This window comes from Demequina mangrovi (assembly GCF_000759715.1).
GTDB lineage: Bacteria > Actinomycetota > Actinomycetes > Actinomycetales > Demequinaceae > Demequina > Demequina mangrovi.
Window position 1 is genome coordinate 93,676 of record NZ_BBLU01000002.1, and the last position, 12,935, is coordinate 106,610.

The following is a 12,935-nucleotide window of genomic DNA, read 5'->3' on the forward strand; positions in this document are numbered from 1 at the left end:
AACCGCCGGCTCACGCGACGCGATGGACCCTGATGACCACGTGTCCGGGCTCCGGCCTCGCGTACCCGACGAACTGCGCCTCGGTGAGCCAGCGGTGCGCCTCCGCTCCGGTCTGGAACACGAAGGCCGTGCGGTAGTACAGCTCCTCCTCGGGCACGTCCTCCCCCGCGACCAGACGTCGCTCGACGTCCGCGCCCGCATGCCAGTACCCGCGGTTGACCACGTCGATCGCGGAGCCGTCGTCCGCCTCGATGATGTAGCGCGCATCGAGCTGCGTGGTCGCGCCGCGCGTGACCCACCAGTCCGCACCCACGCCGAGGACCCGCCCGCCCAGGCGCGGGCCCTCGACGGTGCCGCCGATGATCGGCGTGACGTTGAGATCCTCGGAGTCGGTACGGCCCACGCGGATCGGCTCGCCGACCGCAACGCGGAGGTCGAAGACGTGCTCGAGCACCGCCGCCATCGTCATCGTCAGACCGCCGGCGCCGCCGCGACGGGCGGAACGCCGGTCCGGCCGAGCACGGCCTCGACATCACGGCCCGCCGCGAGCGCGACGTGATCGCCGTTCCTCGGGCCGATCAGCTGGACGCCCGTCGGCAGCCCGTCCTCGTCGAGCCCCGCGGGGACCGCGACGGACGGGAGCCCAAGGAAGTTGACCGCGACGAGCAGCCGGTGCGCGCGCCAGAGCTCGGTGGTCGCCGCGGGACCCGCGAGATCGAATCCCACCTCGGGCATGCGTCGGCACGTCACGGGTCCGAGCACGATCGGGTACGCGACCTGGAACTCCTCCCACGCCGCCGCGATCGCGACCCGCCTCGCCCAGGCCAGGGCGTAGTCGTCTGCACCGGCGAAGGGCTCCGTCTCGGACGCATTGTCGAGGAAGTACGTGGTGGAGCCGGCGCTCAGCGGCGCCGGAAGGCCGCCCGGCTGGAATGCGCCGACCATCTCGACGACGGACAGCCGCCTCCACAGCACGGCCGCCTCCTCGAGCAGCGGAGGCTCGACCTCGTCGATCTCCCACCCTTGCGCCGCGAGCGCCTCGGCGGCTCGGTCGACCGCTTCCCTCACCTGCGTGTCGACGCCCCAGCCGAGGGGGTCGCGCACCACGGCGACCTTCCGGGGGCCCTCGTAGGAGGCGGGATGCGGGTGCGTGCTCACCAGCGGATCGCGCCCGTCGGCGCCGTGCATGAGCGCGAACGCGGTGTCGAGATCCTCGACCGTGCGCGCGATGGGGCCGTTGACGGCGAAGTGCTGGAGTGTGAGCGACACCGGCTCGGCGCTCTCCGCGGTGGGCGCCGGGATCCTTCCGGCCGAGGGCCGCAGCGCGCAGACGCCGGCGGCGTGGGCGGGCAGCCGCAGCGAGCCGCCGTAGTCGTTGCCGAGACCGAGCGGGGTCATGCCCGTCGCGACCGCGACGGCGTCGCCTCCGCTGGACCCTCCCGGCACCCGCGAGGCGTCCCACGGGTTGAGCGTGCGCCCGAAGAGGTCGTTGTCAGTGTCCCAGCGCAGCCCGAAGTCGGGCATGTTGCCACGGCCGATGGGGATCGCGCCCGCCGCGAGCAGCCGCGCCACCATCGTCGCGTCCTCGGCCGGCACGGCGTTCGCGAGGAAGGGCCAGCCGCTGGTCGAGGCGGACCACGTGAGGTCGATGTTCTCCTTGACGGTGAAGGGCACGCCGGCGAGCGCCCCGGTCTCGAGACCCGCCTCCAGGGCCGCGTCGACCTCATCGGCGAGCGCCCGTGCGCGCGCATGGAACACGACCGTGAGCGCGTTGACGCTGGGGTTGACGGCGTCGATCCGCGCGAGGTGCGCGTCGACGGCCTCGCGCGCGGTGATCCTGCGCTCGCGGATCGCCTGCGCGAGCTCGCGCATGGTCAGCTGCCAGGGCTGAGCGGTGGTCATCGGGTGCCTCCTGAGGTGACGATGCGGGCCGGGAGCCGCCGCTGGGGCGTCCACCCGGGCCGGGGGATGGAGTCGAGAAGAGTGCGGGTGTAGTCCGAGCGCGGATCATCGAGCACGTCAGCGATGGGGCCCTGCTCGACGATGCGCCCCGCCTGCATGACCGCGACGTGGTCGCACAGGCGGCGGACGGTGGTGAGGTCGTGGGAGATCATCAGCAGCGCGACGCCGGTCTCGCGCCTGATGCCGTCGAGCAGCGTGAGGATCTCCACCTGGGTGGTGACGTCGAGCGCGGAGACCGCCTCGTCGAGCACCAGGATCTCCGGGTCGGCCGCGAGCGCGCGTGCGATGGCCACGCGCTGCCGCTGCCCGCCGGACAGCGCCCGGGGACGGGAGTCCGCCAGCGCGGGCGCGAGGCGGACCGCGTCGAGGAGCGCGTCGACACGCGCGGCGATCTCGTCGCGCGAGGCGATGCGCCGGTGCACCGCGACGGCCTCCGCGAGGCAGCTGCGCACCGTCTGGCGCGGGTCGAGGGACTGGTACGGGTCCTGGAAGACCATCTGGACCACCCTGGCACGGGCACGCCGCGCGGGAGCGGACCTCGCGGGCGCGGTCCAGTCCTCCTCCTTGACGGTCACCGTGCCGCCGTCGGCGGTCTCGAGGCCGCAGATGATGCGTGCGGTGGTCGACTTCCCCGAGCCGGACTCGCCGACGATCCCGTGGGCGCCTCCGGCCGCGAGCGCGAAGGAGACGTCGTCGACCGCGAGAAGCTCCTCGCGCCCGCGTCCGGCCGCCCGCACCTGGTACGCCTTGCGCAGGCCCGCGACCTCGAGCACCGTGTCGCTCCGCCGCGCCTGCCGGACGCCGGCCGCCTCGTCGGGAAGCGAGGCGGACAGCAGGCGGCGCGTGTACGGCTCACGGGCGTCCTCGCGCATCGTCGCCGCGGCGAGCGTCTCGATGGTGCGGCCGTCCTGCATCACGGCGACACGGTCGCAGACGGCGCCCGCGAGCGCGAGGTCGTGGGTGATGAACAGCAGCGCGAGGTCGCGATGGCGCCGCAGGTCCGCGATGACCGCCATCACCTCCTCCTGCGTGGTGACGTCGAGCGCCGTGGTGATCTCGTCGGCGAGCAGCAGCGGCGGATCCATCGCGAGGGTCGCCGCGATCATCACGCGTTGGAGCAGTCCGCCCGAGAGCTCGCCCGGGCGCTGGCGCATGCGCCGATCGGGGTCGCGGATGCCGACCTCCGCGAGCAGGTCCACCGCGCGGCGGTACGCCGCCACGGGCGCCTCCCCCGCCACCGCGACCAGCCCCTCGATCATGAAGTCCCCGATGGTCCGGAGCGGGTTGAGGTGCGCGCGGGGCGTCTGGAACGCCATCCCCATACGGGTCGCGCGGAGCTCGCGCAGCTCCGCGCCCGGCAACGACGCGAGGTCGCGGCCGTCGAGCCGGACGGTGCCGCCCGTGGTGAAGCCCGCGGGCAGCAGCCCCGCGACCGCGCGGGTCGACAGGGTCTTTCCCGACCCGGACTCCCCGACGAGCCCCAGGGACTCGCCGGCGTTCACCGCGAGCGTGCAGTCGTGGACCAGCGTCCGGCCGTCGGGCGTCGCGACGGACAGGCCGTCGATCTCGAGCACGGTGGTGGTCATCGGTCCTTGGCCTCCGCCCAGGTGGTGGTGCGGGCGCCGACGATGTTGACGGCGAGCACGGTGAGCACGATCAGCGCCGCAGGGAACATCGACTGCTCCGGCGCACCCGTGAGAAGAGCGGGCTGGCCGCCCGCGATCATGACGCCCCAGTCGGAGGCCGGCGGCTGCGCGCCCAGGCCGAGGAAGGAGATCGCGGCGATGTCGAGCATCGCGTACCCGAAGCCGACCGTCGCCTGCGCGAGGATGGCGGGCAGAAGCGCGGGGAGAAGGTGGCGGAAGCAGATCGCGAGCGATCCGACACCCTGGATCCGCAGCGCGGCGATGTATGGCCGACCGAGCTCGGCGCGTGCACCCGCACGCACCAGCCGCACCACGATCGGCATGTACGCGATCGACAGAGCGACCACCGGCGCGAGCAGCCCCTTGCCGAACATCGCGACGGCGAGCACGGCGAGCACCAGTCCCGGGATGGCGAAGATCACGTCGACGAGTCGGCTGGCGATGCCGTCGACCGCGCCGCCGAACCATGCCGATGCGACTGCGACGGCCACCCCGAGCACCGTCGACACGGCCACGACGAGCACGGGCCCGGCGACGCTCGGGCGCGCCCCCGCGAGCACCCGGGACAGCACGTCGCGACCGAGGTCGTCGGTGCCGAACGGATGCGCGAGGCTCGGCGGGGCCGACACCGCGCCGGCGTACAGCTGGTCGGGGTCGTACGGTGCGAGCAGCGGACCGAGCAGCGCGATCACGATGATCGCCACGAGCACCAGGGCTGCGGCGACGAGGAGCGGATCGTGCGCCGCCGCGCGCCGCGCGGGTGCGGGCGTGCGTCCCCGTGCGAGCTGACCGATGCTCATGCGGACCTCCGGGACTTGACGGAATCGGGGTCGATGATCGCGATCGCGACGTCGACCACCGCGTTGAGCACCACGAACACCGTGACGAGCAGCAGGGAGAGCACCTGCACCACCGGCAGGTCCTTGCGCGCGGCCGCCTCGACGAGGAGCGAGCCGATCCCGCCGACCCCGAACGCCTGCTCGGCGACCGCGGAGACGGCGATGAGGCCCGCGATGGTCGCACCGGAGACCGCGAGGATCTGGGGAGACGCGTTGAGCAGGACATGCCGGCGGAAGATGCGCGACGGCGACAGCCCCCGCACGCGCGCGGTGTCGACGTGCTCGGCGTGCTGCTGGGCGACGATCGCCCCGCGCGTGATGCGGCTCATGTACGCGATGTAGAGGACCGCGAGCGAGATCGCGGGCAGCGTGAGGTGGTAGAGGTTGTCGAGCAGGCCCTCGCCGGTGCCGTACACCGGGAACCACCCGAGCACGCGCCCGAAGACCCAGATCAGCACGATCGCCACGACGAACGTGGGCATCGCCACGCCGATCGACGTGCCGATGAGCACCGCGCGGTCGGTGCGCGGGCCGCGCACCGCCGCGAGGATCCCCGAGCCGATGCCGAACACCGTGATGAGGACCACGGCGTAGGCCACGAGCAGGAGGCTGATCCCGATCCGCGGCGCGATGAGCTCCGCGACCGGCGTCTTGTAGACGAAGGACGTGCCCAGGTCGCCCTGGAGCACCCCGCCGACCCAGCGCAGGTACTGCATCCACACCGGATCGTCGAGGTGGTGCTCGGCTCGGATCGCCTCGATCAGCTCCGGGGTGGGCCGCACCCCGCCCGCGAGCGCCGTGACCGGGTCGCCCGGCGTGAGCGCGACCGCGAAGAAGATCGCGATGCTGGCCAGGAGGAGGGTGAGAAGGAGCCCGCCGAGCTTCGCCGCCAGCTGGCGGATCGCGTACGCGCTCATCCCACCCTCCCCCGGACCGGCGCCGCGTCGCTCACGCGCCGCCCAGGTGCTGCGCCCAGGGGCTCGCATACGCCGCGACGGACGTGGTCGCACCGGTGAGATCCGAGCTGAGGAACGTGGTGTGGTACGCCCCGGCGAGGGTCACCTGGAGCAGGTCGGGGGCGAAGATCTCCTGCGCCGCGACGTACGCGCCGGCGGCCTCCGTCGGGTCCGGCGTGGTCCGCGCCGCCTGCAACGCGCCGATCACCTCGGGATCCGCGTAGCCGCTCCAGTTGAAGATGCCGCCGAGCTCGGCGGGCAGCAGGAACAGCTGCGGGTAGGCCAGCACGCCGGGCGTCTCCGTGTAGCCGGTGGTGGCGACGAAGTCGATCGACTCGCGCGGCCCCGGGTCGGCGAGGAAGATCCCGGCGAAGTCTGCGGGCTGGCGCTCGTCGATCTCGATGGTGAGGCCGATCTGCTGTCCCGCGCTCTGGATGATCGCCGCCGTCTGCGACAGCTCCTTGCTGCCGGCGGGGATCGCGATGACTAGCGGCACCGACGTGTCCTCACCCGACTCCGCGACCAGCGCCTTGGCCGCCTCGAGGTCCACGGTCGGCTCGGCGAGCGCGTCGTAGCCGGCCTGGTAGACGCCGGCTGCCTCCATGCTCGCCCACGAGAACGGTGCGACGAAGGTGCGCTGCGGCTGGCCGAGCCCGTTGAGCACGGTCGCGATGTACTGGTCGCGGTCGATCGCCATGCTGAGCGCCTGGCGGATGAGCGGGTTGGCGCCGGCGCCCGTCGACCTGGTGGGACCGAAGGAGAACGATGCGGTGGACGGGCCCACCACGAGCGTGCCCGCGTCGGAGCCCTCGAAGACCGACCGGCTGGCCGGCGGGACGTTGAAGGCGCCGTCGATCTCGCCCTCGACGAGCGCGTTGGTGAGGGTGGTGCCGTCCGAGACGAAGCGGTACGTCAGGGTCTTCACGTGCGGGGCGCCGCCCCAGTAGCCCTCGTTCGCGACGGTGACGATCTCCTTGCCGGGCGTCCACGAATCGAGCTCGAACGGCCCGGCGCACAGCAGCCCGCCGCCGGAGGTGCCGAGCGCGTCGCCCGCCTCCCCGCCGTACGCCTTGCTCAGCACCGCGCCGGCGCCGCCGGCGAGCGCGTCGCGGAAGGTCGAGTCCGGCGCGGTGAAGCTCACCGTCACCTGCTGGTCGCCGGTGGCCTCGATGGCCGCGACCAGGACGAAGGCGCCGTAGTACGCGGACGTCACGTCCTGGCGGTGGCGCTCGAGGCTGTAGATCACATCGTCCGTGGTGACGGGCGTGCCGTCCCAGAAGGTGACGCCGTCGCGCAGGTCGATGACGAACGTCACCGGGTCGACCCACTCCGCCGAGGTGGCGATGCCGGGCTCGATCGAGAAGTCCGGCTGGACCTGCAGGAGGCTGTCGCACAGGTTCGGCGCGACGAAGTTGTAGTCCGCGCCGGGGAGCAGCGAGCGAGGCTCGCCCTCGACGAGCGCCCAGGTGACCTCGTCCACGTCGGTCGTCGCCGCGGGGAGCGCGGCGACGAGCGGAGAGGCGTCGACGGGCGCCGCGCCCGCGCTCGCCCCGCTGCTCGCTCCGTCGCTCGGCGACTCGACCGTGTCACGCGCCGTGCAGCCCGTCGCGAGGACGAGCATCGTGCCTGCCGCGACCGCGGCGCTGATGCCTGAGATTCTCATTGCTGTTCCTTCCTGGGGATTCGGGCCGTGCGCGTCCCGGCCGGAGCCGCGGACGATGGATCAGGTCTTACATGCAACAGTGTTGTACATCAATGTTGCACCAGTGTTTCGGCGATGGCTAGGCTGTGCGTCATGCCTCGAGACGTCGACCCGCGCCAGCGCCTGGCGGACATCGCCGCCGCGACCATCCGCGTCGCGCGCAGCGAGGGCACCCACGCGGTGACCATCCGCTCGGTCGCACGCGAGCTCGGCGGCTCCACCACGCTGGTCACCAACTACCTGCCCTCGCGTGCGGCGCTGATCCTCAACGCCCTCGACCAGGGCCGCGACCGCTGGCAGCAGGAGCTCGCCGCGACGCTCGCGGACCTCGAGCCCTCCGCGCACCTGCGGGCGGTCACCGACTGGGCGCTCTCGTCGACCACGGACGACCCGGTGCTGCGGACGCTCATCCTCGAGATCGTGGCGAACGCGGCGATCGAGCCCGTGATGGCCGAGGCCCTGCGTCACGAGTCCACGACCTTCGAGGCCCAGCTCCGCACCGCGGCCGCCGCGTCCGGCTTCGCCGACCCGGAGGCGGTGGCGGACCTCGCCTACCTCCTCATCCGCGGCGCGTACATCGCGAGCACCGAGGACCCCGAGCGCTGGACCGACGCCCACGTGCGCGAGGTGATCCACTCCACCATCGCCGCGCAGCCGCGCGCGTGACCCCGGGCGCCTGACGGTCATCGCACCACGAAGACCCTGATGCGGACCTGACCGTCCTCGTCGCGGGCCAGGCCGACGAACTGATGCTCGGCGAGCCAGCGGTGCGCCGGCGCATCGGTCTGGAACACCGGTGCGGTGCGGAAGTAGTACTCGTCCTCCGCGACGGCCTCGCCCGCGGCGATCCGGTCCTCGACCTCGGCGCTCGCACGGTAGTAGCCGCGGTTGAGGACGTCGATGACGGCGCCGTCCTCGGCCCTCAGCAGGTAGCGCGCCTCGAGCTGCGCGGTCCCCGCGCGCTCCACCGCCCAGTCTCCCCCGCCGCCGAGCACGATGCCCGTGAGCAGCGGGCCGTCGACCGTGCCGCCCGTCACCGGGGTGAACGTGAGCTCCTCGTCCACGCCCCGACCGATCCTCAGGTACGGGTCGACGTCGACCCGGATCTCGAAGGCGTACTCGAGCCGAGGCTCCCTCATCGGGCGATCACCCCCTCGGCTCCCGCGGCGACGCTCACCGTGATCCGGAGCCCGTCGCGACCGCCGACCACGAGCCGCTGACGATGCGCACGGAGCTCCACCGCACCCCACGGCTCCTCCCCCGTCCCCGGCTGCACCAGGTACTCCGGGGAGTCGCTGCCGGCGACCTGCAGTCGAAGCCGGTGGCCCTCGCGGAGGCGGTAGCCGACCTGCCCGAGGTCGACGTCGACCGCGGCTCCCTCCTCGGCCCGCAGCACCTGCACCTGGCCCCGGGCGATCCTCAGCGCCGTCCCGTCCGGCGCGACGTCGAGCAGCCGGAGGAACACGTCCATGACCGGGCCGTCCGCCTCGACCCTCGCCGCGGCCGTCACCGGCCCGACCAGGTCGACGTGCGCCGCCATCGGCGCCGTCTCGAAGGCGAGCACGTCCGGACGGGTCGAGAGCGCGGACTCGTCGGGGCGTTCGAGCAGGAACGCGAAGGCGTTCTCGGCGCTCGACGGGACAGGCGCGGCGGGATCGTGCACCCACTCGACGGTCTGCGCATCGTCGGGCCGCTGCGCGGCGAGGGCCCCGTCGGCGGCTGCGAAGAGGTCGCAGCTCTCGACGTCGGAGGGCGGCCACGACTCGGCCGCGCACATCCCGGGCGTTCCCGCGAGGTTCCAGCTCACCCGCGGGATGTCGGCGTGGGAGCCGCGATCGCGGACGAAGACCTCGAAGAACTCCAGCGCGGGGTCGAGCATGCGCGGCAGCTGCGCGCGCAGCTGCTCCTCGGTGCGCTCCTCGACCCGGTCGACGTCGGGATCGTCGAGGTAGTACGACTCGTGGTCCATCGACTCGATGCGCAGGAAGTGGTGCAGCGCCCACGCCGGCCGGCTCTGGATCTCGGCAACGTCGGCCCACGCGAGCGGGGCGCAGTTGTCCCACCAGCCGATGGTGTGGAGCGTCGGGACCGGGCGCGCGTCGAAGGGGCTCGCGCTCGGGAAGCGCGGGAGGTGCACGGCGCGCGGGTACCACTGGTCGTAGGACAGGGAGCGCGTACCGAGCTGCGCCATCGCCTCCTCGGCCTGCGCGCTGAAGGGGCGCCGCTCGGGGTCGAGGTCCCAGTGGAACACGTCCTGGGAGTGGAACCACGTGAGGGGGTAGAGGTACGTGATGGCCCACTCGACGGGCCGCGTCCGGTCGCCCGGGCGCACCACCACCGGCTCGCCGAGCCGGGTGCCGGTCACCCGCGGCGCGATCGCCTTGAGGGCCGGATGCTGGGTCGCCGCGGCGGCCCACTGCGTGTAGCCGTAGTAGCTGTCGCCCCACATCGCGACACGGCCGTTGGACCAGGCCTGTTGGGTGATCCACTCGATCGTGTCGTACCCGTCGCGCGCCTCGTTCACGAAGAGCATCGCGTCGCCCTCGGAGCGGAACTTGCCGCGCACGTCCTGCGCGACCACGCGGTACCCGCGCGCCATGAGGTACTCCGCGATGAGCGGGATGAACGTGTACGCGCCGCTCTTGTCGTACGGCAGCCGGATCAGGACCGTGTCCCCCGGCTCGCTCTCCCCTTCGGGCCCTGTCGGAAGGTAGACGTCTGTCGCGAGGCGCACCCCGTCCCTCATCCGCACGCGTTCCTCGAAGGCGAGCGGGCTCGTCGGCGCGGGCCCTTCGCGCAGGATCTCCACCACATCCGCCTCCTCGGTCCGTCGATGAGGCGTCACGCTAGGGCCGATCTCTGTGGTTAGTCAAGTCCGACTAGACTAGGAATGCGTGCCGGTTGCGCTATCGTGCTCGCGAGGAGGAACACCATGGCCCGCCCATCCGTCGCCGAGGAGCGCACCCGCCAGATCATCGACGCCACCATCCGCACCATCGGAGAGCGGGGCATCACCGGCGCGAGCCTCGACCGCATCGCCGTCGCCGCAGGGATGACCCGCGGCCACGTGCGGCACTTCGCCGGCAACCGCGAGACGCTGCTGCGCGAGGCCGCGCGGCACTTCTACACCGACGGCTCGGAGCGCGGCTCGATCCTGCCCGCCGGCACCGCCACCGTCGCCGCCGCCCTCGATCACCTCTTCGGCGCGCCCTTCACCGACCCGGGCCAGGAGAACGCGGTGGTCCTGGGCTTCGTCGAGGCCTCGCGCACCGACCCCGAGCTCGCCGCCCTCCTGACCGGCGCCTACGCGAGCACGCACGGCGTGCTCGCGGAACTCCTCGCGGCGGAGCACCCGGATGCGGCTGCGGACGCCTGCGACGAGGTCGCGTACGGCGTCGTGGGGATCGCCCTCCACCACGTCTTCCTGAGCGACATCGCCTCGAGCGGCGAGGGCGCGGCACGCGCGCGACGCTCGGCAGAGCGCCTGATCGCGGCGCTCGCCGTCGCCTGACGGCGGAAGCGGATGAGTTGGCCTGTACGCCGGGTTCGCTCCCCGCACCAGTAGCAGATCGCGACCCTTGGTCGCACATCAAATAGACCAGGCATGACGTGCCGGAGCAATGGTGGCGGCTGGTAGCTACGCGTGGACCTCTTGTGGACGGGTTGCGGACTAGGGTCGACAATCGCGCGCCGAAGTCGTGTCTGGTCAGGGGCGTCGACAGCGATGCCCTAATCCGACCGTTGCCCGATGCGCCGAGTGCAATGCGGGGTACGGCACTGCGGCTGTTAACTGCATCACAAAACGCGCTCGCGCCCCAGAATCGGCTGATCTCGCGCGCCGGATCCTCTAGGGTGGGCGCGCCGCGGGGCGAGGGGCCACCGCACATCTTGAGAGTTGAGGGACCACATGACCACTCCTGCTGACCAGCACGCTGGACCGACCGCCGTTCACTTCAAGACCATCGGCCTCGGTGTGCGTCCTACGGTGACGGTGACCGCCAAGGCCGTGCAGTATCAGGTGATCTCGGCGAACTGGCTCACCTGGACCGTCGTTGTGCTCTCCGGCGGTGTCGCACTGTTCGCATGGCCTTGGATCCTTTTCGGGAAGAAGCAGGTCACCATCCCGCGCTCGTCGATCTCGAGCGTTGACGTCAAGTCGGGGGCCAGCTGGTCGACCCTTCAGCTTGCTTCTTCGACAGGAATGATCGAGTTCAAGACGGATAACGCCACCGCAGCGCAGGCGCGCGAGGTCCTATTCGCGTAGATCTCACATTCGGCCTTAGCGGCAAGGGCCGCAGTCGCGTACATGAGTTCTCGCGACTGCGGCCCTTGCGTTGTTCCCGCGGCGAGGCATGTGCCTTGTCGCACCGAGCACGCCTGACGCATGCTGGATGCCTCTCGCGCGCGCGGGACGGCGCACCGGCAGACCATGACGCTCGAGAAGTGTCAGGGTGCGAGCATCGGCAACCACCTCGGCAAGATGGTCGACGCTGCGGGCCACACGGTCCGTGCCTCGCACACGAGTCCGGCGTGCGCGAGGCGTGACTTCGATGCTTCCTTACCGGCATCCCTGGTAGCCAGAAAGAAGCGGATGAGCTGGCCGATACGCCGGGTTCTGTCTCTCGCACCCGTCACCGGGAACGAGGGGCGACCATCCATCTAGGCCCTGGATTGCTCCAGCGCTCAAGCAACCTACCCGCATGCTCGGGCGAGCAGCCCTCGAACGCATGCTGTCTGGTCTTGCTCCGGGTGGGGTTTACCTTGCCGCTCCTGTCACCAGTCGCGCGGTGAGCTCTTACCTCACCCTTTCACCCTTACCCCGCCCCCGAAGGAACGTGGCGGTCTTCTCTCTGTGGCACTGTCCCGCGGGTCACCCCGGGTGGCCGTTAGCCATCACCCTGCTCTACGGAGCCCGGACGTTCCTCGGGGCCCCCGAGGGAGCCACGCGGTCGCCTGGCCAGCTCATCCGCCCACCTAGGGTACCGGTCGCGGCCCGCCCGGCGCATCGTCCCCTCCCGCTCCGCCTACCCTTGTCCCCGTGCTGATCCTGCTCCCGCCCTCCGAGGGCAAGACCGCTCCCCCGTCCGGCGACCCTGTCGACCTCGCCGCTCTCTCGCACCCCGCCCTCGCGGACGCGCGCCGCGTCGTGGGAGACGCGCTCGCGCACGCCTCCGGCCGGGACGATGCGATGGACGTCCTCGGCGTCGGCGCCTCCCTCCACCAGGAGGTCGAGCGCAACCGCACCGTGTGGGAGAACGCGAGCGCCCCGGCCTCGCAGATCTACACGGGCGTCCTCTACGACGCCGCCGGCATGGCCGCCTGGGACGCCGCGACGCTCGACAAGGCGGCCGGCAGCGTGCGCATCGTCTCCGCGCTGTGGGGCGCCGTCTCCCCCGCCGACGTCATCCCCGCCTACCGCCTCAGCATGGGCACCGGGCTCGGCGACCTCGGCAAGCTCGCGACCTACTGGAAGCGGCACCTGCCCGCCGAGCTCGACGCGCTCGCCGACGGCGGCCTGGTGATCGACTGCCGCAGCGCCGCCTACGTCGCGGCCTACCGGCCCAGCGAGTCGCCCTGGGTCGCGGTCACCGTCCAGCGCGAGCTCAACGGCAAGCGCGCCGTGGTGAGCCACATGGCCAAGCACACGCGCGGGCTGCTCGCGGCGCACCTGGTGAGGGCCGATGCGCGCCCCGAGACCGCGGCCGACCTCGCCGATGCGGCCGCCGGGATGATCGGCGACGCGCTCGTCGACGTGCGGCTCACCCCCAAGGCGAAGGGCCCGGACGACCTCACGCTCGTCATCGCGGGATAGCGTCGTCCTCGTGAGAGG

General features: G+C 72.1%; 12 protein-coding genes and 1 other RNA gene. 4 read left to right on the top strand and 9 right to left on the bottom strand.

Annotated features, from left to right (window positions below; translation table 11 throughout):
• Positions 1–10: 10 nt before the first annotated feature.
• Genes TR42_RS02255 through TR42_RS02280 form a run of 6 tightly spaced genes read right to left on the bottom strand, consistent with a single transcriptional unit; the run spans position 11 to position 7,066 of the window.
• The gene (locus TR42_RS02255; RefSeq protein WP_236623298.1) at positions 11–463 is read right to left on the bottom strand and encodes a DUF3237 domain-containing protein; all 453 of its coding nucleotides are present in this window, start codon (positions 461–463) and stop codon (positions 11–13) included.
• Positions 464–471: 8 nt separating this feature from the next.
• A complete protein-coding gene (locus TR42_RS02260; RefSeq protein WP_042212659.1) occupies positions 472–1,902 on the bottom strand; it encodes an amidase in 1,431 nt (476 codons plus the stop codon).
• Positions 1,899–3,548, bottom strand: coding sequence for a nickel ABC transporter ATP-binding protein NikE (gene nikE / locus TR42_RS02265; RefSeq protein ID WP_042212661.1), 1,650 nt, complete (start codon positions 3,546–3,548; stop codon positions 1,899–1,901). Before nikE ends, TR42_RS02260 begins: the two co-directional genes overlap by 4 nt.
• Complete coding sequence (locus tag TR42_RS02270) at positions 3,545–4,408, bottom strand: ABC transporter permease (RefSeq protein ID WP_042212665.1); 864 nt, start codon at positions 4,406–4,408, stop codon at positions 3,545–3,547. Before TR42_RS02270 ends, nikE begins: the two co-directional genes overlap by 4 nt.
• Positions 4,405–5,364, bottom strand: coding sequence for an ABC transporter permease (locus TR42_RS02275; RefSeq protein ID WP_042212667.1), 960 nt, complete (start codon positions 5,362–5,364; stop codon positions 4,405–4,407). Before TR42_RS02275 ends, TR42_RS02270 begins: the two co-directional genes overlap by 4 nt.
• 31 nt (positions 5,365–5,395) lie before the next feature.
• Positions 5,396–7,066: an ABC transporter substrate-binding protein gene (locus tag TR42_RS02280; protein ID WP_042212669.1), complete on the bottom strand. Its 1,671-nt coding sequence runs from the start codon at positions 7,064–7,066 to the stop codon at positions 5,396–5,398.
• A 132-nt stretch (positions 7,067–7,198) separates the two neighbouring features.
• Between TR42_RS02280 and TR42_RS02285 the strand changes: the two genes are divergently transcribed.
• On the top strand, positions 7,199–7,771 hold the full coding sequence (locus TR42_RS02285; protein ID WP_042212671.1) for a TetR/AcrR family transcriptional regulator: 573 nt from the start codon (positions 7,199–7,201) through the stop codon (positions 7,769–7,771).
• Positions 7,772–7,788: 17 nt separating this feature from the next.
• Here the strand turns inward: TR42_RS02285 and TR42_RS02290 are convergent, their stop codons facing one another.
• Both TR42_RS02290 and TR42_RS02295 read right to left on the bottom strand, forming a co-directional pair.
• Positions 7,789–8,244 carry a DUF3237 domain-containing protein gene (locus tag TR42_RS02290; protein ID WP_042212673.1) on the bottom strand — a complete coding sequence of 152 codons (456 nt, stop codon included), beginning with the start codon at positions 8,242–8,244 and terminating at the stop codon, positions 7,789–7,791.
• Positions 8,241–9,917 (bottom strand): CocE/NonD family hydrolase, encoded by a 1,677-nt coding sequence (locus TR42_RS02295; protein ID WP_042212675.1) that lies wholly within the window; start codon positions 9,915–9,917, stop codon positions 8,241–8,243. Before TR42_RS02295 ends, TR42_RS02290 begins: the two co-directional genes overlap by 4 nt.
• A 120-nt stretch (positions 9,918–10,037) precedes the next feature.
• Between TR42_RS02295 and TR42_RS02300 the strand changes: the two genes are divergently transcribed.
• Positions 10,038–10,616 (top strand): TetR family transcriptional regulator, encoded by a 579-nt coding sequence (locus TR42_RS02300; RefSeq protein ID WP_042212677.1) that lies wholly within the window; start codon positions 10,038–10,040, stop codon positions 10,614–10,616.
• A 396-nt stretch (positions 10,617–11,012) separates the two neighbouring features.
• Positions 11,013–11,369 carry a hypothetical protein gene (locus tag TR42_RS02305; protein ID WP_042212680.1) on the top strand — a complete coding sequence of 119 codons (357 nt, stop codon included), beginning with the start codon at positions 11,013–11,015 and terminating at the stop codon, positions 11,367–11,369.
• A gap of 324 nt (positions 11,370–11,693) precedes the next feature.
• Here the strand turns inward: TR42_RS02305 and rnpB are convergent.
• An RNA gene (rnpB, locus tag TR42_RS14075) (RNase P RNA component class A) lies at positions 11,694–12,070 on the bottom strand.
• Between the two features lie 73 nt (positions 12,071–12,143).
• Here rnpB and TR42_RS02310 point away from each other — a divergent pair.
• Complete coding sequence (locus TR42_RS02310) at positions 12,144–12,917, top strand: YaaA family protein (protein WP_042212681.1); 774 nt, start codon at positions 12,144–12,146, stop codon at positions 12,915–12,917.
• The last annotated feature ends 18 nt before the right edge of the window (positions 12,918–12,935 follow it).

Excerpts from the sequence above, each read along its gene's own strand:
- TR42_RS02255 (WP_236623298.1), bottom strand. The coding sequence starts at position 463 with ATGGCGGCGGTGCTCGAGCACGTCTTCGACCTCCGCGTTGCGGTCGGC.
- TR42_RS02260 (WP_042212659.1), bottom strand. The coding sequence starts at position 1,902 with ATGACCACCGCTCAGCCCTGGCAGCTGACCATGCGCGAGCTCGCGCAG.
- nikE (WP_042212661.1), bottom strand. The coding sequence starts at position 3,548 with ATGACCACCACCGTGCTCGAGATCGACGGCCTGTCCGTCGCGACGCCC.
- TR42_RS02270 (WP_042212665.1), bottom strand. The coding sequence starts at position 4,408 with ATGAGCATCGGTCAGCTCGCACGGGGACGCACGCCCGCACCCGCGCGG.
- TR42_RS02275 (WP_042212667.1), bottom strand. The coding sequence starts at position 5,364 with ATGAGCGCGTACGCGATCCGCCAGCTGGCGGCGAAGCTCGGCGGGCTC.
- TR42_RS02280 (WP_042212669.1), bottom strand. The coding sequence starts at position 7,066 with ATGAGAATCTCAGGCATCAGCGCCGCGGTCGCGGCAGGCACGATGCTC.
- TR42_RS02285 (WP_042212671.1), top strand. The coding sequence starts at position 7,199 with ATGCCTCGAGACGTCGACCCGCGCCAGCGCCTGGCGGACATCGCCGCC.
- TR42_RS02290 (WP_042212673.1), bottom strand. The coding sequence starts at position 8,244 with ATGAGGGAGCCTCGGCTCGAGTACGCCTTCGAGATCCGGGTCGACGTC.
- TR42_RS02300 (WP_042212677.1), top strand. The coding sequence starts at position 10,038 with ATGGCCCGCCCATCCGTCGCCGAGGAGCGCACCCGCCAGATCATCGAC.
- TR42_RS02305 (WP_042212680.1), top strand. The coding sequence starts at position 11,013 with ATGACCACTCCTGCTGACCAGCACGCTGGACCGACCGCCGTTCACTTC.